Below are 18531 nucleotides of genomic sequence, written 5' to 3'. Positions count from 1 at the left end.
CAAAAAGGTAAAACTTCATGGAACGCGATCAGGCATCCAAATTCATCAACGATCTGCTCAAGCTGATGCTCAGCCGCAGCGGCAGTGACCTGTTCATCACCGCCGACTTCCCACCCGCGATCAAGGTCGACGGCAAGGTGGTCAAGGTGTCTCCGCAGCCACTCAACGGTGTGCACACCCTGGCGCTGGCGCGGGCCATCATGAACGACAAGCAGGCCGCCGAGTTCGAACGCACCAAGGAGTGCAACTTCGCCATCTCGCCGCCGGCGATCGGCCGCTTCCGGGTCAGCGCCTTCGTCCAGCAGGGCAAGGTCGGCATGGTGCTGCGGACGATTCCCGCCGTGCTCCCGACCATCGATTCGCTGGGCCTGCCGCAGGTGCTCAAGGACGTCACGCTGTCCAAGCGCGGCCTGTGCATCGTGGTTGGCGCGACCGGCTCGGGCAAGTCGACCTCGCTGGCGGCCATGGTCGACTGGCGCAACGAGAACACCCACGGCCACATCATCACGATCGAAGACCCGGTCGAGTTCGTGCATGCGCACAAGAACTGCGTGATCACCCAGCGGGAAGTCGGGCTGGACACCGACGACTGGGGCATCGCCCTGAAGAACACGCTGCGCCAGGCGCCCGACGTGATCCTGATGGGCGAGATCCGCGACCGCGAGACCATGGAGTACGCGATCCAGTTCTCGGAAACCGGTCACCTCTGCCTGGCCACCCTGCACGCCAACAGCGCCAACCAGGCGCTGGACCGGATCATCAACTTCTTCCCCGAAGAACGGCGCCCGCAGCTGCTGATGGACCTGTCGCTGAACCTGCGCTCGCTGATCTCCCAGCGCCTGGTGCCGCGCCAGGACAACAAGGGGCGCCACGCCGCTGTCGAGATCATGCTGAACTCCCCGCTGATCGCCGACCTGATCTTCAAGGGCGAGGTCTCCGAGATCAAGGAGATCATGAAGAAGAGCACCAACATGGGCATGCAGACCTTCGACCAGGCGCTGTTCAACGCCTTCGAAGCCAACCTCATCAGCTACGAAGACGCCCTGCGCAACGCGGATTCGGTCAACGACCTGCGCCTGCAGATCAAGCTCAACAGCCAGCGCGCCAAGACGCAGGATCTGGCGGCCGGCACCGAACACCTCACGATCGTCTGACCATGGTGCGCCAACCCCACTTCCGGCGCGCCCTGCTGGCGCTGGTGCTTCTGGTCACGCCCTGGATGGCGTGGGCCGCGTTCCCCTCGACCGCCCGCCTGGCCGACACCGACCTGGTGCTCAACGGCCAGGGTGTGCGTTACCGCGTGGTGTTCAAGGTCTACGAGATGGCGCTGTACACGGGCAAACCGGTCACCACGGCCGAACAGCTGCTGGCCCTGCCGGGGCCCAAGCGCCTGTCTTTCGTCGCGCTGCGGGAGCTGCCCGGCACCGACCTCGGCCTGGCCTTTCTCAAGGGACTGTCGTCGAACGCGTCCAAGGAACAGGTGCAGAAGCACGTGGTCTCGACCAACCGCCTGATCGAGATCTTCTCGGGCAAGCCCAAGCTGATGCCGGGCGAGACCTTTGCGATGGAGTTCGTGCCCGGCAAGGGCACGCAGTTCTTCATCCAGGACCAGCCGCAGGGCGCGCCGGTGGGCGACGCCGAATTCTTCAACATGGTCCTGCGCATCTGGGTCGGCCCCTCGCCGGCCGACCACCAGCTGCGCGACCGCCTGCTCGGCAAGACCGACTGACCGCCGCCATGAGTTCCTCCGATTCTTCTGCCACCCCTTCCCGCCGCGTCGCCTTCATCGGTCTGGGCGTGATGGGCTATCCGATGGCCGGCCATCTGGCGCGCGCCGGCCATCCGGTCACGGTCTACAACCGCTCACCGGCCAAAGCACAGGCCTGGGTAGCCGAGTTTGGCGGCACCGCCCGGCCCTCCCCGCGCGAGGCGGCTGCGGGTGCCGAGATCGTGTTCTGCTGCGTCGGCAACGACGACGACCTGCGCTCGGTCACGCTGGGTGCCGACGGCGCCTTCGCCGGCATGCAGGCCGGGGCCATCTTCGTCGACCACACCACCGCGTCGGCCGACGTGGCGCGCGAACTGTACGTGGCGGCGAAAGAGGCCGGGCTGGCCTTTGTCGATGCGCCGGTGTCGGGCGGTCAGGCCGGTGCACAGAACGGTGCGCTGACCGTCATGTGCGGCGGTGACGCGGTCGCGTTCGAGAACGTCAAGCCGGTCGCCATGGCGTTCTCGCGCGCCTTCACCCTGATGGGCGAGAGCGGCGCCGGCCAGCTGACCAAGATGGTCAACCAGATCTGCATCGCCGGACTGGTGCAGGGCCTGGCCGAGGCCATCGCCTTCGGCCAGAAGGCCGGGCTCGACATGAACCAGGTGCTGGACGTGATCGGCAAGGGCGCGGCCCAGAGCTGGCAGCTCGACAACCGCGGCAAGACCATGGTCGCCGGCCAGTTCGACTTCGGTTTCGCGGTCGACTGGATGCGCAAGGACCTGGGGCTGGTGATGGAAGAGGCGCGCCGCAACGGCGCACGCCTGCCGGTGACCGCGCTGGTCGACCAGTTCTACGCCGACGTGCAGGCCATGGGCGGCCACCGCCAGGACACCTCCAGCCTGATCCGCCGGCTGAAGTAGTCCCGCGTCGCGCTTACTGCTTGGGTGCGTCGCTCTTGGGAGCGATGCGCAGCAGTTCTTCTTCGCTGATGATTTCGAGCACACGCACCACGCGCTGCGCGCCCTTGGTGGTGCGGGCCACCTGGGTGGCGAGGTCGGCCTCGCGCTGGGTCACCCGGCCCATCAGGAACACGGTGCCGCGCTCGGTCACGACCTTGAAGGCATTGGACGAGAGCTGCTTGGTGTCGAGCAGGCCGGCCTTGACCTTGCCGGTGAGCAGCGAGTCTTCGGCCTTCTCGGTGAATGAAGGGCTGTTCGCCACATCCAGTTCGTTGTTGACGACCTGCACGTTGTCGACCTGCTTCACGATCGACTCGGCCAGTTCCTTGTCGCGGGCGTTGGCCACTTCACCGGTCAGCAGGACACGGCGGTTGTAGCTGGTGGCGCTGATGCGCGCGCGCGAACCCATCTGGTCGCGCAGGCGGCTGGCGACGCGCAGTTCGATGCCCTGATCGTCGAGCTGCGTGCCCGAGCTGCGGCGGTCACCGACCACCATCGCACCGGTCAGCGCCGCACCACCCACCGCAAGCGGCGCACAGGCCGGCAACACGGCTGCCGCAGTGGCCACGCTCAGGATGGCAAGGGTCAGACGGCCATGGGAACGAATGGATTTCATGCAGGGTTCTCCGTTTCATTGGACAAGGCTTCGGGCAGGCCCAGCAGCTGGGCATCCACGCCGTCGCAAAGGCAGTGCAGCACCAGGTGGTGCACTTCGAGAATCCGTGCCGGCACGTCGTGCGGCACGCAGATGTGGACATCGGTGTCGCGCAGCAGCTGGGCCGTGCGGCCTCCGCGTGCGCCGGTGAGGGCGACCACGATCATGTCGCGCTCATGGGCCGCCTCGACCGCGGCGACCACGTTCTGCGAATTGCCGGAGGTCGACAGCACCAGCAGCACATCGCCGGTCTGGCCGAGCGCGCGCACCTGGCGCGCGAACACCGCGCGGCCATCGAAGTCGGTCGCCAGTGCGGTCAGCACCGACGCGTCGGCCGAGAGGGAAAACGCCGCCAGTTCGGGGCGCTCACGCTCGTGGCGCCCGATGAAGCTGGCAGCGAAGTGCTGCGCGGCCGCGGCCGATGCCCCGTTGCCACAGGACAGCACCTTGCCGCCGCCAGTGACGCAGGCCAGCAGCGCCGATGTGGCGGCTTCCACCATGGGTGCCAGCGACTGGGCGCACTGGTACTTGAGATCGGCACTGTCGATGAACTGTTGCTGGATGCGTTGCAGAAGCATGGTCGGATGATAGCGGCGCGCCGGGTGTCAAAACGTACCGGATGCATCAAAGGCCGCGCGCAGCCATTCGATGCGTGACCCTTCTCCGCCGTCCTGTGCACCTTGCAACAGAACGACATCAAAACGACACGGAGGTTCCGACCCCAACCGCAACAGAAAGTGCCGCGCGGCGAACACGATGCGCCGCTGCTTGAGGCCGGTGATGCTGCTGCCGGCCCCGCCGCGGCTGGCGCTGGCGCGCTGGCGCACCTCGACGAAGACCAGCGTGCCATCGGGCTCACGCATAATCAGGTCGACCTCGCCGCCACCGCGGCCGGGCGTGCGGAAATTGCGCTGCACCAGCCGCAGGCCGTGCCGCTGCAGATGCGCCAGCGCCGCGTCCTCGGCCGCATCGCCACGCTGCTTGGTCGTGACCGCTGCCCCCTGTTTCCGGGAATCCCACATTGTCCGCACCCTCCCCTTCGCTCTTGTCCGCCGCCCGTGAACTGGCGGGGCTGCAGCATTATCCGCAGGGCACGCTCTACATGGTCGCGACCCCGATCGGCAACCTCGCCGACATCGGGTTGCGCGCGCTGCACGTGCTAGAGCTGGTCGACACCATCGCCTGCGAAGACACCCGCCATACCGCCGCGCTGCTGCAGAGCTACGGCCTGCACAAGCCGCTGCTGGCGCTGCATGAGCACAACGAGACCGAGGCGGCGCAGACGGTGGTGCAGCGCCTGCGCGAAGGCCAGCGCATCGCCTACGTGAGCGATGCCGGCACGCCGGGCGTGAGCGATCCGGGCGCGCGGCTGTGCGTCGTGGTGACGGCCGCAGGATTGCGCGCCGTGCCGCTGCCGGGCGCCTCCAGCATCACCGCGCTGCTGAGCGTGGCGGGCACGGGCGGACACGACGGCCGCTTCGTCTTCACCGGTTTTCTCTCACCCAAGGCAACCGAGCGCCAGCGCGAGGTGCAGGCCATCGGCGCCGACCCGCGGGCCTGTGTGCTGCTGGAAGCCCCGCACCGCATCGAGGCGCTGGCGCGCGACCTCGCTGTGCTGGGGGAGCGACCGGTGACGGTCGGGCGTGAGCTGACCAAACAGTTCGAAGAAGTGGCGCAGATCGCGGCGGCCGAGTTTCCCGCATGGCTGCAGGCGGGGCCGCACCGCACGCGTGGCGAGTTCGTGTTGCTGGTGCATCCGCAGGCTGCTGCCGACGCCGATGATGAAATCAGTGCAACCACGCTGCGCACGCTCGACCTGTTGCTGGCCGAGCTGCCGGTCAAGACCGCGGTGAAACTGTGCGCCGAGATCAGCGGCGCGCCGCGCAACGCGCTGTACCAGGCTGCACTGGCGCGCCGGCAGGAAGCGCCGGAAGACTGAGGCTCAGCGCAGGCGCTGCAGCGGCTCCTGCGCCCGGCCCTGCCCGTCGACCACGGTCGCATCGACGTCGACCACCTCGCCCTCGGGCACCCGCCCCGGCCACACGCCCTGCGTGTAGCGCTGCGACTGCTCGCGCATGCGCGAAAACATGACCACCGGCGCCGGCTTGCGGCCGGTCAGCAGCGACCAGAGCGACACCCCGGCCACGACCACCAGGGCCGCGAGCAGGAAGCTCACGATGAACACAGTGACTGCCAGCAGCAGCACGAGTTTGAGGGCGGCGCGCAAAAGCCGCGAGAAGGCGTCGGCAATCAGGTTCATGCGGATTTGGGAGTCCGGTCCGGCCCGGTGGTTCCCTTGAGGCAACACAAGAAATTGTCAGATGAAGGCATTGTGGCCGCAATCAAGCGCCGCCTGTCGCCGCGATCACATGCCCGGGCCGGCCGCCGCTGCTATGCTGAAAAACGGTGACCCAAGGAACTTCGACACCATGAGCATCCGCCACCTCGACGCCCTGTTCGCCCCCACCTCCGTCGCCGTGTTCGGCGCCTCCGAACGCCCCGCCAGCGTGGGCGCCACCGTCTGGCGCAACCTGGTGGACGGCTTTCAGGGTCCGCTCTACCCGGTCAATCCCAAACACAGCTCGCTCGGCGGGCGCAAGACCTACCGCGACGTCGCCGCACTGCCCGAAGCGCCCGATCTGGCGGTCATCTGCACGCCGCCCGCCACGGTCCCCGGCCTGATCGCGCAGCTGGGCCAGCGAGGCACCCGGGCCGCGGTCGTCGTCACCGCCGGTCTGGACAAGGCCACCCGGCAGGCCATGCTCGACGCGGCCCGGCCGCACACGCTGCGCATCCTCGGCCCCAACTGCATCGGCATGCTGGTGCCGCACCTGGGCCTGAACGCCAGCTTCGCGCACATCGGCGCCCAGCCCGGCGAACTCGCCTTCGTCTCGCAGTCGGGCGCGCTGGTCACCGCCATGCTCGACTGGGCCGCCGCCCGCAACATCGGTTTCTCGCACTTCGTCTCGCTGGGCGAACACGCCGACGTCGATTTCGGCGACATGCTCGACTACCTCGGCAGCGATCCGCACACGCGGGCGATCCTGCTGTACATCGAGAGCATCGACGAGGCCCGCAAGTTCATGTCGGCCGCGCGCGCCGCCGCGCGCAACAAGCCGGTGATCGTGGTCAAGGCAGGCCGCTCGGCGGCGGGCCAGGCCGCTGCCGCGTCGCACACCGGTGCGCTCGCAGGGTCGGACGCCGTGTTCGACGCCGCCATCGCCCGCGCCGGCATGCTTCGCGTGCTGACGCTGGACGATCTGTTCCTCGCGGCCGAGACCCTGGCGCGCTTTCGCGACGGGCCGTCGGAACAGCTGCTGGTGCTGACCAACGGCGGCGGCGCGGGCGTGATGGCCGCCGACGAGGCCTCGGCCCTGGGTGTGCCGCTGGCGCCGCTGGACCCCGCCATGCTGGCACGGCTGGACGCCGTGCTGCCGGCCAACTGGTCGCACGCCAATCCGGTGGACATCATCGGCGACGCGCCGGCCGAACGCTACGTGGCCGCGCTGGACGCGCTGGCCCAGGATCCGGCCAGCGCCGTGCTGTTCATCCACGCGCCGACCGCGATCGTGCCCAGCGCCCAGATCGCGCAGGCCGTGCTGCCGCAGCTGACCACCGCGCCGCGCCGGGTGCTGGGCTGCTGGCTGGGCGACACCGCCGTGAAGCAGGCGCGCGAAAGCTGCCGCGCGGCCGGCGTGCCCGATTTCGAGACACCCGAGGCCGCGGTGCGCGCCTTCTCGCTGCTGCGCACCTACCGCCGCAACCAGGAAGAACTGCTGCAGACGCCCCCCGCACGCGCTGCGGGCCGCCCCGCCGACCTGTCCGCCATCCGCGCCATCGTCGACGCGGTGCTGGCCGACGGCCGCGAGATCCTGACCGAGCCCGAAGCCAAGGCCCTGCTGGCGGCGGCCGGCCTGCCGGTGGTGCCCACGCGCGTGGTCGGACCGGACCCGGCCGACGCGCAGGCCGCGGCCGACGCGCTGGGCTACCCGGTGGTGGTCAAGATCCTGTCGCACGCGATTTCGCACAAGAGCGATGTCGGCGGCGTGCGCCTGAACATCGGCTCGGCCGCCGAACTGCAGCAGGTCTGCGCCAGCATGCTGGCGCGCGTGCGCGAGCTGCGGCCGGACGCCGACGTGCAGGGCTTCACCGTGCAGCCGATGGTCAAGAAGCGCCACGCGCACGAGCTGATCGTGGGCGCCAGCGTGGACCGGCTGTTCGGCCCGGTGATCCTGTTCGGCGCCGGCGGCACGGCGGTCGAGGTGCTGGCCGATCGCGCGCTGGCGCTGCCGCCGCTGAACACGCCGCTGGCGCTGGCGCAGATCGCGCGCACCCGCGTGCACAAACTCATGCAGGGCTTTCGCGACTGGCCGGCGACCGACGTCGACGGCGTTGCGCAGGTGCTGGTCTGCGTGTCGCAGCTGCTGGCCGACGTGCCGGAGATCGCCGAACTCGACATCAACCCGCTGCTGGCCAACGACGAAGGCGCGGTCGCGCTGGACGCGCGGGTGCGGGTGTCCGCCGCGCGGCCCGCGGGCGCGGAGCATTTCGCGATCCAGCCCTACCCGGTCGAGCTGGTCGAGACCTGGCCCTGGAAGGGCGAGACGCTCACGTTGCGGCCGATCCGCCCGGAGGACGAGGCACAGCACCTGGCCTTCCTGGAAAAGCTCGACCCCGAAGACATCCGGCTGCGTGTGTTCCACAGCCGGCGCCACATCGAACACAGCGAACTGGCCCGGCTCACGCAGATCGACTACGCACGCGAGATGGCCTTCGTGGCCACGCGGCCGCTCGCGGGCGGCGGGGAGGAAACGCTGGGCGCGGTGCGGGTGGTGATCGACCCCGACAACCAGGACGCCGAGTTCGGCGTCATCGTGCGCAGCGACATCAAGGGTGGCGGTCTGGGCCGCCAGCTGATGGAGAAGATGGCGGCGCACCTGCGCCAGCGCGGCACCCACCGCATGGTCGGCAACGTGCTGAGCGAAAACACCGGCATGCTGGCGCTGGCGCGCGCCCTTGGCTTCCAGGAGTCCACCCCGGCGGGCGACCTGGACGACCATGGCCTGCGCTGCGTGGCCCTGGAGCTGTCGGCGCCCCCGCGCTGAACGCTGGCGGCGGGCTCAGCGGTCCTGCAGGGCGAGCTGCGCGCCCAGGCCGGCGAACGCGGCGGCGAAGCTGCGCCGCAACCAGCCCTGCACCGTCGCCGACTCGATGACCGCGCGGCGGAAGGCGTGCGCCAGTGCGGCGTAGACCACGAACACCACAAAGGTCATGAGCATGAACACCGCCGACAGCGCCACCAGCTGCGCCAGCGGCGAGCGGGCCGCCGGGTCGACAAACTGCGGCAGGAAAGCCAGGAAGAAGATGGTCAGCTTGGGATTGAGAATGTTCAGCAGGATGCCCTTGGCCACGATCTGCCGCCCCGTGCGCTGCGCCGCCGCCTGGTCCACCGCGAACGCGGCCTTGTCGCGCCAGGTGGCCCAGGCCAGGTAGAACAGGTAAGCCACGCCGGCATACCGCAGGGCCTCGAAAGCCAGCGCACTGGTGTGCATCACCGCGGCCAGACCGAAAATCGTCGCCAGCAGGTGCGGGACGATGCCGATGGTGCCGCCCAGCGAGGCCAGCACACCGGCGCGGCGGCCCTGCAGCAGCGCGGTCGAGACGGTGTAGATCACGCCGGAGCCCGGCACGAGCACCACGATGAGCGAGGTGATGAGGAATTCGACAGAGAACATGGCAGTGGTCTTTCTGTGAATGCGTCAGGCCATCAGCATCACGGTCGCGATGATCACCAGGCCGAGCACGAGGTTGACGCTGACCCAGGTGCGGATCGACGCCAGGGCGGCGCCGCCGGCCGGCCAGTCCTGCGCGGCCACGGCCCGGGACAGGCGCCGGAACAGCGCAAAGCGGATGTGACCGAAGATGGCCATCATCAGCACGCCCAGCACGGCCATGATGGTCCAGTCCAGCGGCATGTTGAACGGCAGCCCGGCCTGCACGCTGTCCTTGGCGGCGCGGCCGATCATCCAGCCGCCGGTCACGAACACCACCAGCACCGCGACCACCACCGCCGAGAAAAAGCGCTGCAGGGCCCCATGCATCAGCGGGATGCGCTGCGGCGGCGGCAGCTGCATCGCGGCCGGCCGCAGAAAGAACCCGGCGAACACCATGCCGCCGACCCAGACGACGATGGACAAGACGTGCAGCAGTTTGAGGACGGCGTAGAGCATGGAACTTCCCCGGTGATTCAGCGAGACACGTCGGACAGCATACCGCCCGCATCGCGCCGCTGCAGCTTGTACGGCGGCAAGCCCTTGAGCATGCGCCGCCCGTACGACTGGCGCAACAGCCGCGCGTCGTAGCAGACCACCACCGCCTCGTCGGTCTCGGTGCGCAGCGCGCGGCCGGTCCACTGCAGCAGCCGAGCCCCGGTGGCGGGCACCACCAGTTCGCTGAACGGATCGCGGCCCTGCGCCTTGAGCCAGTCGGCGCGCGCCTGACCCACCGGGTCACTGGGCGAGGCAAACGGCAGCTTGGTGATGAACACCCATTCGCACAGTTCGCCCGGCAGGTCCAGGCCTTCGCCGAAGGACTGCAGACCGAACAGGATCGAGGCTTCGCCGTCGGCCACGCGGCCGGCGTGGCGCTGCAGCAGCTGCGTGCGCGAGGCCTCGCCCTGCACCAGCACCTTGCCGCGCAGATCGCTGTGCGAACCGCGTTCGAGCAAATCCTGCGCGCGCTTCATCAGCGCCTTCGAGGTGAACAGCACCAGCGCACCGCGCCGCACTTCGCGCAGGTCGTCCATCAGCAGGTCGAGCATCTCGCGCGAATAGCCCTCGACGTCTTTCGGATCGCTCTTCGTCTGCACCACCACCAGCCGGCCCTGGTTCGCGTGGTCGAACGGGCTCTGCACCTCGCGCGTCTGCACATCGTCGTCCCAGGCCAGGCCGCTCTCGTGCAGGAAATGGTCGAAGCCGCCGCAGGTCACCAGCGAGGCCGAGGTCGCGACCGCGGCGCGCACCTTGCTCCAGAGGTGGGCGCGCAGCAGGCCGCCGGGGTTGAGTGGACAGGCGTGCGCGCTGAGCGTGACCAGGCCGTTCTGGATGCCGGCTTCGAGCCACTTGGCCATCGGCGCCTGGCCGCTGTCTTTCGCGGGCGGCTCCTGCAGCCACAACTCGGCCGTCGCGGCCATGTGCTGCACGCGCGGCGCGAAGCTGCCAATGCGGCTGTAGAGCTGGGCGCAGCGTGGTGCATCGCCCGGGTCGTCGCGGGCCAGCACCTTGAGCTGCGCCGCCAGCAGTTCGAACTCCTTGAGCAGGGTGCCCGCGTGGCGCGCGATCTGGCCCACGGTGTCGGCCCAGTCGGCCGGCAGCAGACCACCTTCCAGCCGCTCGGTCGCGTTCGGCAGGTTGAACTCGAAACCGGCGCCGCCGTCGCGGCCGTTGCGCGGCCGCATGCCGCCCTGTCTGCCGGAAATCGCCAGCCAGTCGGGCGACTCGGCCAGCCGCGCCATCGCGCGGCGCGCCAGCTCGGCCTGCGCGGCCTTGAGCTCGCGTGCCAGCGTCGCCACATCGGCGCCCAGCGGATGGCCGATCGCGCCGGCCACATCGGTGACCGCGCGCGGCAGCTTGTCCAGCCAGCCGCCACGCATCAGGTCCATGCTCTCGGTGAACTGGCCCTGCGCGACGCTGCCCAGGTGGTGGGCCTCGTCGAACACCAGATAACAGTCGGACGGATCGGGCAGCGCGTGCAGGCCCAGCGTGGACAGCAGCAGGTCGTGGTTGACCACGATCACCTGTGCCTGCGCCAGCTTCGCACGCGCCCGGTAATAGCTGCAGCCGTTGTAGCTCGGGCAGTGGCGGGCGGTGCAGGTGTGGCGCTCGGCCGCGACCGCGCCCCACACATCGCCCTCGGGCGGCTCGGCCAGGCGGTCGCGGTCGCCGTCCCAGTCGCCGCCGTCGAGCATCTGCCCCCAGCGCTCGTAGAGCTGGCCGCGTTCGGCCCAGACCCGCTCCAGCGCATCGCCCTTGAGCGCCGGCCCGGCGTCGCCGTCGCTGTCGCTGTCGCCAAACAGGTCGGCACTGCCGGCGTCACCGCCCGACATCTGGTCGAGCTTGAGCCGGCACACATACCGCCCGCGCCCCTTGGCCAGTGCGAACGCAAAAGGCTGCGGCAGCACCGCCGACAGCGCGGGCAGGTCCTTGGCCATCAGCTGCTCCTGCAGCGCCACGGTCGCGGTCGAGATCAGCACGCGCTTCTGCTGTGCCAGCGCCAGCGGAATCACGGTGGCCGCGTAAGCGGCCGACTTGCCCACGCCCGTGCCGGCCTGCACCACGGCGATCGCGCGCGGCCCGGTGGGGGCGGCCTCTTCGCCTTTTTCCGGCTTGGGCGGCCAGTCGACCACGCTCAGCGTCTGCGCGATGTGGGCCGCCATCTCGCGCTGCCCCTCGCGGGAACGGAACCCGTCCAGCCGCGAGACCACGTGGTCGAAGGCACCGAGCGCCAGGGCCTCGCGCGCCAGCGGCCCGCGGGGCGGGCTGGAAGGATCGAAGGAGACGTCGGGTTCGGACATGGGCGCGAAAGGCAAAGCGCGATTCTCCCAGAGGACCCGACCCCGCCAAGCCACAATGGTCACGAACACCCAGATTCAGGAGGATTCATGGCCACCCCCGCGACCACCCGCACGCGCCCCGCGCCCAAGCGCCGCATCGACCTCGCGCTGCAGGGCGGCGGCTCGCACGGCGCCTTCACCTGGGGCGTGCTGGACCAGCTGCTGGAGGAGGAATGGCTGGAGATCGCCGGCGTCAGCGGCACCAGCGCCGGCGCGATGAACGCCGTGGCGCTGGCGGCCGGCCTGATGGAGGGCGGCCGCACGGGAGCGCGCGCCGCGCTGCGCCGCTTCTGGGAACGGGTTTCCGAGGCCTCGCCGTTTTCCGCGCTGGACGATGGTCCGCTGGGCGCCATGTTCGGACCGAACAACCCCTGGCTGCAGCCCTGGATCGCGCCCTGGCATCAGGTCGCCAAGGCGCTGGGCAGCCAGCTTTCGCCCTACCAGCTCAATCCGCTGAACCTCAACCCGCTGCGCGAGATCCTGGCCGACACCATCAACTTCGAACGCGTGCGCGGCTGCCACCGCACCCAGCTGTTCATCGCTGCCACCCACGTCTCGACCGGCGAGCTGCGCGTGTTCCGGCAGGACGAGCTGACGGCCGAGATGGTGCTGGCCTCGGCCTGCCTGCCGCTGCTGTTCCAGGCGGTCGAGATCCGGGGTGAGGCCTACTGGGACGGCGGCTACGCCGGCAATCCGACGCTGATGCCGCTGATCAGCGAGACCGACGCCGACGACCTGCTGCTGGTGCCGATCAACCCGCGCCGGCGCGACGAGGTGCCGACCCAGGCCAGCGACATCCTGGACCGCGCCAACGAAGTCACCTTCAACGCCAGCCTGCTCAAGGAGCTGCGCACCATCGCACTGATCAAGGAACTGCTCAAGGACGCCGGCCGCCCCGACAGCGCCTACCGCCGCCCGCTGTTCCAGCGCGTCGACGACCTGCGCCTGCACCGGCTGGACGCCGACGCCGAACTCGCCCAGTTCGGCGCGTCGAGCAAGCTGCAGACGGGTCGCGCCTTCCTGCTGCAGCTGCACGAGATCGGCCGTCACGCCGCCGACGACTGGCTGCACCGGCATGGCAAGGACATCGGCAAGCGCTCGACCTGCCCGCTGCCGGAGACCTATACCGGCTGAACGGGCGGTGTGCGAACATTCCGCCTTGCCATCAAAACCACATATTCAGGGAAGCCAACATGACCACATTCACCGAACACCCGCCAGTGCCCAAGGTGCTGCAGGAAGCGCTGAAGGACTATCCGGAACTGATCGCGGAGTTGCAGGAAGGACTCAAGACCGTTGGTCGTGCACCCGGCATGAGCAAGGCGCAACTGACCGATCAACTCGAAGCGACCATTGCCGTGCTCGAGGCTCGGCTGGGCGTGTTCGCGATGCGAGCGGCAGAAGAACGAACGCGTGCCAATGCCACCGGCGACGAGGAAGCGATGGCTGATGCCAAGGCCAACGATCTGCTGATGTTCGATTGCCGCAGTAGCGTTCCAGACACGCTCGGCGAGTTGGCTGCGTTCTTTGCCTGAGGCGAGGCTCGACAGAAAAGGCATCTGACTGCGGCAACCAACGCTGAATTCAAGCGGAACATCGCAGACAGCGCCCCGGAAACTCCGGCATGGCAAGAACAGCGGCACGCGCTCAAACTGCCCGCTGCCGCAGACCAATAGCGGCTGAATAGTTGCTGCGCGAACATCTCGCCTTGTCACCAGAACCACGTATTCAGGGAAGCCAACATGACGCGAAAAATCGACACCGCCAAGTTGAAGGCGGCTGCTGTGCATCTGGAATGGGTTTGCCAGCAGTATCCGAACGAAGACCGTGTGCAAAGCTTGCTGGAGGGCATGCGCTCCTGGATTGAGGATGCCAAGGCCGGCCGAATCCAGACGCCGATCGCGGACAGGTTTGCCTTGCCCTTTCGCTGGGCTATCTCTTCCGAAGGGCTGTACCGAGACTTCATTGAACCAGACGTCGAGGGGGCTTACGTTGACTTCGGGATTGAACTGGAAGGCGGCCTGTCTGAACAAGAACAGCGAATCCTTGCGGACATGGAAGCACGGCGGGCAGCCGTTCTGAAAGGCAATCCAACATGAGTGACTCAGGCTTGACCCCTGATGAACTCCGGCGGCAATACGATGAAAAAACAGTCAAGGAAGCGCTGACTTTCAAACCTCAAGGGGTCAGCCGCCAAGCCGCTCTTGACTAACTGGAGACGCCAGAAGGAAAACTGTATCTGCAGCGACTGATCGAAGCATCCCCCAGCACACCGCTGAACAAGCTCAATGATCGAGCTGTTGACCAGATCACCTCCGGCCGCGAACTCCCGCGCATGGAGACCATCAACGAACCATTGGTCAAGATCGTTCCGAAAGGCAGTCAGCCGTCTCCCCATTCGCCCTTCTGGGCAAAAGAAGGTGACCTGAACGCAGCTATCAAAGACGGCAAGAATCTCTCGCAACACTTCGCATTGCCGGTGGGCAGCGAATCGCCACAGTACGACGTCTACAGGATCCGGCCCAAGGCTCCCACCGAGGTCTTCGTCAACACCGTCGCACCCACCAGCGAATTGCATGGACAGGTCACCAAGCCTGGAGGGGCTCCCCAATACTTGACACCCAACCGCCAGCTCTACGAACCACACGAATTCGTCAAGACCGTCGACAACAGACTGCACCTTCCGGTCAAAAGGCATGGCGTTGGTCCAGCCGTCAAAACCGCCGGGGTGCTGTGCGCCGCCTACGGCGCTTACGGCTCCAAACACCAGGTCGTAGGCTGTGCGAACATCTCGCCTTGTCACCAGAACCACGTATTCAGGGAAGCCAACATGACCACCCTGGAATGAGCAAGGCCCAACGAACCGATCAATTTGCTGCTCATCGAGAACACCGGATGTCTGAGACCTATATGTGCCAAATGGGCTGTATGCGAACATCTCGCCAGACTATTCACAATCACCGAAGACCAGACTGCAGAGCTCGCTCATGGAACGAGGCGACTGCGACGATGCTCTGAAAGGGAGAACAAATGAATCCAGAAACGTACCCAAAACCTGATCGCTCAAAGCTGATTCCCAACTTCGTCAAAACGGCAGACAACGACGTGCTGGACATTGGCTGGGCAGAGGGGTTCTTGTCCGATGGACACCCGTATCGGGCGGAGTATTGGGCTCAAGACCAGATTGGCATGGTGACCTTTTTCTTTTCGATCAAGGGCATGGAGGCACACACCGACGCGATGTTTCAAGCCCTTCTCGTCAACGAGGATCTGGTCGAATTTCCCAACGCAAGGACGCACTTGTCCGCGTCCAAATTGCTGGACTGGAGCGGAAACCCGATGTGGTCCGTCAATGTGGTTATTGACACCGAGGAAGGGCTGTTTGCACGACCGCTCATTGGCTTTAACCGCTTTGTTCAGGAAACACACCCATGAACTCGTCTGTGCAATACCCTCCCCTCCCCCAAGTCCTGCGGGAAGCACTGAAAGACTATCCGGAGTTGATTGACGGTCTCCAAGAGGTCATCAGCGATCTTGAAGTTCGTCCGGGCATGAGCAAGGCCCGACGCACGGACTTGCTGGAACTGGCCATCGGATCACTGGAAGACAGGCTCGACTCCTACTTGTCCAATACAGCGCAGGAGCTTCGTGAAGCCGAAGCCACGGGCGATGTCGCGCTGATCGAAAAGGCCAGGGAGAAGGAGATGCTGATGGTCGGCTGCCGGGGGGGGGGACTTCGTGACAGCTACGATGAATTGATCAAATTTTTTGATCAAGGTCTGAACTGACGGGAGATCAGGGCATGGCACGCGACTACACCAAGATCGATCCAGACGAACATCAGCGAATACTCCAGGAAAAGATCCTGCGCGATCCAAGAGAGTTTCTGAGCGCCACACCTCAAGACAATCCTCGCGCGATCATCACTGCGGGCCAGCCAGGGGCAGGCAAGGGAAGGCTGGTTCGCGATGCCAAAGCCGAATTACATGGCAATGCAGTCACCGTGGACCCTGACGAACTGAGGGGCCAGCATCCCCAAGCCAACACCCTTCGCCAGCAACACCCCTACACCTGGTCCAGCGAAACCCATGGCGATGCCAGCCAATGGGCAGGGGAGCTGCGCGAGGCTGCGATAGCACAGCGCAAAAACATCATCCTGGACACCACCATGCCCAGGGCTGATGTCATCAAGGAGTTGCAAGCCAAGGGCTACGACGTTGAAATCCGCGCCATCGCCACTCACCGATTGGAGAGTGAACTGGGGGTGGATGAGAGATTTGGTCGCGGTTTGGATCAAGAAGGCCACGGCCGCTACGTCCCCAAAGATGTGCGTGAAGCGGTCTACAACAAACTCCCCGCCGCCCTCGACGATGTCGCCAAACAGACCGGCGTCCCGGTCCAGATCTACGACCGCGAAGGCAAGCTGCACTTCGATTCCCGCACCTCTCCCAAGGCTTCCCCAGGGCAGGCACTGGAGACAGCACGCAACGCCCGCCTGACGCCGGAGCGCCTGAACGATCTCCACCAGTCCACCGACGCCCAGCGCCAGTGGCACCGCGACCTGCCCGAACGCGTGCCCAACGAACGCGTGAGTCCTGACACCGCCCGCAACCTGCTGAACGAACGGCAACACCTTCAGGTCGAGCGGGGCGTGCAACGGCTGCACAACGAGGTGGGCGGACTGCGCGCAGCTCCGTCTGTCGTCAAAGGCGTCGGCATCGCCGGTGCCGCCTACGGCGCCTACGACGCCAAGCACCAGGTCGATGCCGCCATCGACACCGCACGCTCCAACCGGGAGCAGTGGGTGCGCGGGGGTGAAGAGAGCGCCAACCAGGCGATGAAGACCGCCGTCACCGGCGGCGCCGCGACCGTGGGCGCCATTCCCGGCGCGGCGGCCGGCACGCTCACCAGCCCCGTCACCGGCCCCGTCGGCCCGATCGCGGGCGGGGTGATCACCGGCGGTGCGGCGGCCTACGGTGCCGAGAAGCTCTACGAAGACTCGCGACTGCAGCAGTTCAGCAAGTACCTGGGGCGCGAAGCCGGTCAACTCGGCTACGACTACGTGTCCAAAGAAGGCCGCCTGCTGCGCCAGGTCAACGGACTGAACGAAGCACTCCAGAAGACCACCGACCCGGCCGAACGCACGCGGCTTCAAGGGCGCCTTGCCGAAGCCAGCACGGCCTTCGGCAAGGAGACCGAACGCAATGGCCGCTACTTCGAGGGCCGCGCCGGCATCGACAAGAACTGGGAGCAGATGCATGCGCGCTTTCCCAAGGTCGACAAGAACGAGGTCAACGGCGCTCTGGACAAGCACATCGACGCCGGCAAAAAGCCCGCCGACGCCGTGCGTGGCGCCTGGAGCGACGCGGTGCACGAGAAGTACCCGCGTGCGCTGCCGCACCAGCCGCTGGAGAACTACCGTGCGATGGACAGCCGGCAGCTGAGCGAGCAGCACCGCCGGTTTGCCGGCGAGGTCGCGCAGGACCGGCAGTCGGTGCAGGCCCTCGCGGCCAACAAGGACTCGCAGAACAACCTCGACCAGGGCTGGCCCAGGTCGCTGGCGCAGCAACGCCAGGCCGGGCGCGTGCAGGAAGGGCTCAACGAGCTCTGGCGCGACACCGGCCACCTCGGTGCGGTGCGCGATGCGATGCAGGAGCGCGGCATGCAACCGCCCGAGCTGCCCGTCGAGCTGCGGCCCAGAGACCCGCAGGCGGCACCCACCCGCTCGGGCCAGGTCTCGCTCACGCCCGAACAGCAGCGCCACCACGCCCTGGCGCAGGAACAGCTCTCGCCCGCGCTGAGCGCCCGGGGCCACGACGCCGAGACCGTCGACCGCGTGAACGCCGCAGCGGTCAGTCACGCGCAGGCCCACACCCGCCGTGGCGAGGTGCGTGCGTTCCACCTGAGCAAGGACGGTGAGCGCGTGGCAATGGTGCAGGAGGGCGCGCCGGTGAGCGAATTCAGCGTGCGCCAGGCGCAGTCACAGACCAGCGAGCAGCATCTCGCGCAGGCCCACCAGACGGCGCACACCCGGTCGCAAGCCCCGCAAGAAACCACCCGCACCGCGGAAGCTCCGGCAGCGCCCACCCAGTCGGCCCCGGAGCGATCGATGGCCTGAGCCCGGAAGGCGTCGGGATCAGCCCCCGGGCGGGGTCGAGTCCGCGAACTGCCGCACCGGTTCGACCGGCAGGCTGAAGTGGAACGCCGCGCCCTGACCGACCACACCCTCGCCCCGCACGCCGCCACCGTGCCGCTGCAGGATGCGCTGCACGCTCGCCAGCCCCACGCCCGTGCCCTCGAACGCGTCCTGCCGGTGCAGGCGCTTGAAAGGATGGAACAGCTGGTCGACATACTTCATGTCGAAACCGGCCCCGTTGTCGCGCACGCAGAAGGTCAGCAGGCCGTCGGCCTCTCCGGTGCGTGTCAGCGAGATCTGCGCCTCGGCCTGGTTGCCGGTGTACTTCCAGGCATTGCCTAGGGATGGTGTTCAAAACCCCCGGTCAAGCCCGAATGGCATGAGCGAGGCACGACAGGAACAATGGCGTGATGACCCAACGAGAACTTGGCCTGAATCTGAGTACGCGGCGCACGCGCA

The 18531-nt window shown here is 67.3% G+C and carries 19 protein-coding genes and 1 pseudogene; 12 read left to right on the top strand and 8 right to left on the bottom strand.

From position 1 onward, the window contains the following. Positions 1-17: 17 nt before the first annotated feature. The 3 genes from ACS5NL_RS20705 to ACS5NL_RS20695 are packed head-to-tail and all read left to right on the top strand — an operon-like array spanning position 18 to position 2631. Positions 18-1154 (top strand): PilT/PilU family type 4a pilus ATPase, encoded by a 1137-nt coding sequence (locus ACS5NL_RS20705; protein ID WP_439355858.1) that lies wholly within the window; start codon positions 18-20, stop codon positions 1152-1154. A 2-nt stretch (positions 1155-1156) separates the two neighbouring features. Continuing rightward, a complete protein-coding gene (locus tag ACS5NL_RS20700) occupies positions 1157-1729 on the top strand; it encodes a chalcone isomerase family protein (RefSeq protein WP_439355857.1) in 573 nt (190 codons plus the stop codon). Positions 1730-1737: 8 nt separating this feature from the next. Continuing rightward, positions 1738-2631, top strand: a complete 894-nt coding sequence (locus tag ACS5NL_RS20695; RefSeq protein ID WP_439355856.1) for an NAD(P)-dependent oxidoreductase — start codon at positions 1738-1740, stop codon at positions 2629-2631. Positions 2632-2644: 13 nt separating this feature from the next. Here the strand turns inward: ACS5NL_RS20695 and ACS5NL_RS20690 are convergent, their stop codons facing one another. The 3 genes from ACS5NL_RS20690 to ACS5NL_RS20680 are packed head-to-tail and all read right to left on the bottom strand — an operon-like array spanning position 2645 to position 4347. Next, positions 2645-3286, bottom strand: coding sequence for a BON domain-containing protein (locus tag ACS5NL_RS20690; RefSeq protein WP_439355855.1), 642 nt, complete (start codon positions 3284-3286; stop codon positions 2645-2647). Continuing rightward, entirely contained in the window at positions 3283-3903 is a 621-nt protein-coding gene (locus ACS5NL_RS20685) for an SIS domain-containing protein (RefSeq protein ID WP_439355854.1), read from the bottom strand. The genes ACS5NL_RS20690 and ACS5NL_RS20685 overlap by 4 nt, the downstream gene beginning before the upstream one ends. A gap of 27 nt (positions 3904-3930) precedes the next feature. After that, positions 3931-4347, bottom strand: coding sequence for a YraN family protein (locus ACS5NL_RS20680; RefSeq protein WP_439355853.1), 417 nt, complete (start codon positions 4345-4347; stop codon positions 3931-3933). Here ACS5NL_RS20680 and rsmI point away from each other — a divergent pair. Next, on the top strand, positions 4347-5264 hold the full coding sequence (rsmI, locus tag ACS5NL_RS20675) for a 16S rRNA (cytidine(1402)-2'-O)-methyltransferase (RefSeq protein WP_439355852.1): 918 nt from the start codon (positions 4347-4349) through the stop codon (positions 5262-5264). The two genes, ACS5NL_RS20680 and rsmI, sit on opposite strands and share 1 nt — an antisense overlap. A 3-nt stretch (positions 5265-5267) precedes the next feature. On the opposite strand, the gene ACS5NL_RS20670 is transcribed toward rsmI, so the two are convergent. Then, entirely contained in the window at positions 5268-5585 is a 318-nt protein-coding gene (locus ACS5NL_RS20670; protein ID WP_439355851.1) for a hypothetical protein, read from the bottom strand. 169 nt (positions 5586-5754) lie between these two features. On the opposite strand from ACS5NL_RS20670, the gene ACS5NL_RS20665 reads away from it, so the two are divergent. After that, complete coding sequence (locus ACS5NL_RS20665; RefSeq protein WP_439355850.1) at positions 5755-8430, top strand: bifunctional acetate--CoA ligase family protein/GNAT family N-acetyltransferase; 2676 nt, start codon at positions 5755-5757, stop codon at positions 8428-8430. 15 nt (positions 8431-8445) lie between these two features. Here ACS5NL_RS20665 and ACS5NL_RS20660 read toward each other — a convergent pair whose 3' ends face one another. The 3 genes from ACS5NL_RS20660 to dinG are packed head-to-tail and all read right to left on the bottom strand — an operon-like array spanning position 8446 to position 11897. Continuing rightward, entirely contained in the window at positions 8446-9060 is a 615-nt protein-coding gene (locus ACS5NL_RS20660; protein WP_439355849.1) for a LysE family translocator, read from the bottom strand. A gap of 24 nt (positions 9061-9084) precedes the next feature. After that, positions 9085-9555, bottom strand: a complete 471-nt coding sequence (locus ACS5NL_RS20655) for a CopD family protein (RefSeq protein WP_439355848.1) — start codon at positions 9553-9555, stop codon at positions 9085-9087. A gap of 17 nt (positions 9556-9572) precedes the next feature. After that, a complete protein-coding gene (gene dinG / locus ACS5NL_RS20650; RefSeq protein WP_439355847.1) occupies positions 9573-11897 on the bottom strand; it encodes an ATP-dependent DNA helicase DinG in 2325 nt (774 codons plus the stop codon). Positions 11898-11984: 87 nt separating this feature from the next. Here dinG and ACS5NL_RS20645 point away from each other — a divergent pair, with 87 nt between their 5' ends. The 7 genes from ACS5NL_RS20645 (at position 11985) to ACS5NL_RS20615 (ending at position 18054) form a co-directional block, all read left to right on the top strand. Beyond that, a complete protein-coding gene (locus tag ACS5NL_RS20645; RefSeq protein ID WP_439355846.1) occupies positions 11985-13070 on the top strand; it encodes a patatin-like phospholipase family protein in 1086 nt (361 codons plus the stop codon). A gap of 59 nt (positions 13071-13129) precedes the next feature. Next, positions 13130-13471: a hypothetical protein gene (locus tag ACS5NL_RS20640; RefSeq protein ID WP_439355845.1), complete on the top strand. Its 342-nt coding sequence runs from the start codon at positions 13130-13132 to the stop codon at positions 13469-13471. 207 nt (positions 13472-13678) lie between these two features. Continuing rightward, positions 13679-14035, top strand: coding sequence for a hypothetical protein (locus tag ACS5NL_RS20635; RefSeq protein WP_439355844.1), 357 nt, complete (start codon positions 13679-13681; stop codon positions 14033-14035). Positions 14036-14271: 236 nt separating this feature from the next. Continuing rightward, complete coding sequence (locus ACS5NL_RS20630; RefSeq protein WP_439355843.1) at positions 14272-14784, top strand: hypothetical protein; 513 nt, start codon at positions 14272-14274, stop codon at positions 14782-14784. A 182-nt stretch (positions 14785-14966) separates the two neighbouring features. Then, on the top strand, positions 14967-15371 hold the full coding sequence (locus tag ACS5NL_RS20625) for a hypothetical protein (protein WP_439355842.1): 405 nt from the start codon (positions 14967-14969) through the stop codon (positions 15369-15371). Then, complete coding sequence (locus ACS5NL_RS20620; RefSeq protein WP_439355841.1) at positions 15368-15724, top strand: hypothetical protein; 357 nt, start codon at positions 15368-15370, stop codon at positions 15722-15724. Before ACS5NL_RS20625 ends, ACS5NL_RS20620 begins: the two co-directional genes overlap by 4 nt. 14 nt (positions 15725-15738) lie before the next feature. Further along, positions 15739-18054, top strand: coding sequence for a zeta toxin family protein (locus ACS5NL_RS20615; protein ID WP_439355840.1), 2316 nt, complete (start codon positions 15739-15741; stop codon positions 18052-18054). Between the two features lie 18 nt (positions 18055-18072). On the opposite strand, the pseudogene ACS5NL_RS20610 reads toward ACS5NL_RS20615, so the two are convergent. Beyond that, a pseudogene (locus ACS5NL_RS20610) lies at positions 18073-18402 on the bottom strand (ATP-binding protein); the annotation flags it as partial. Between the last annotated feature and the right edge of the window lie 129 nt (positions 18403-18531).

Origin of the sequence: Hydrogenophaga sedimenti, assembly GCF_051857515.1 — a bacterium.
In the GTDB taxonomy this organism is placed as follows: Bacteria; Pseudomonadota; Gammaproteobacteria; order Burkholderiales; family Burkholderiaceae_C; genus Hydrogenophaga.
This window is presented reverse-complemented; position numbering and strand designations above follow the sequence as displayed.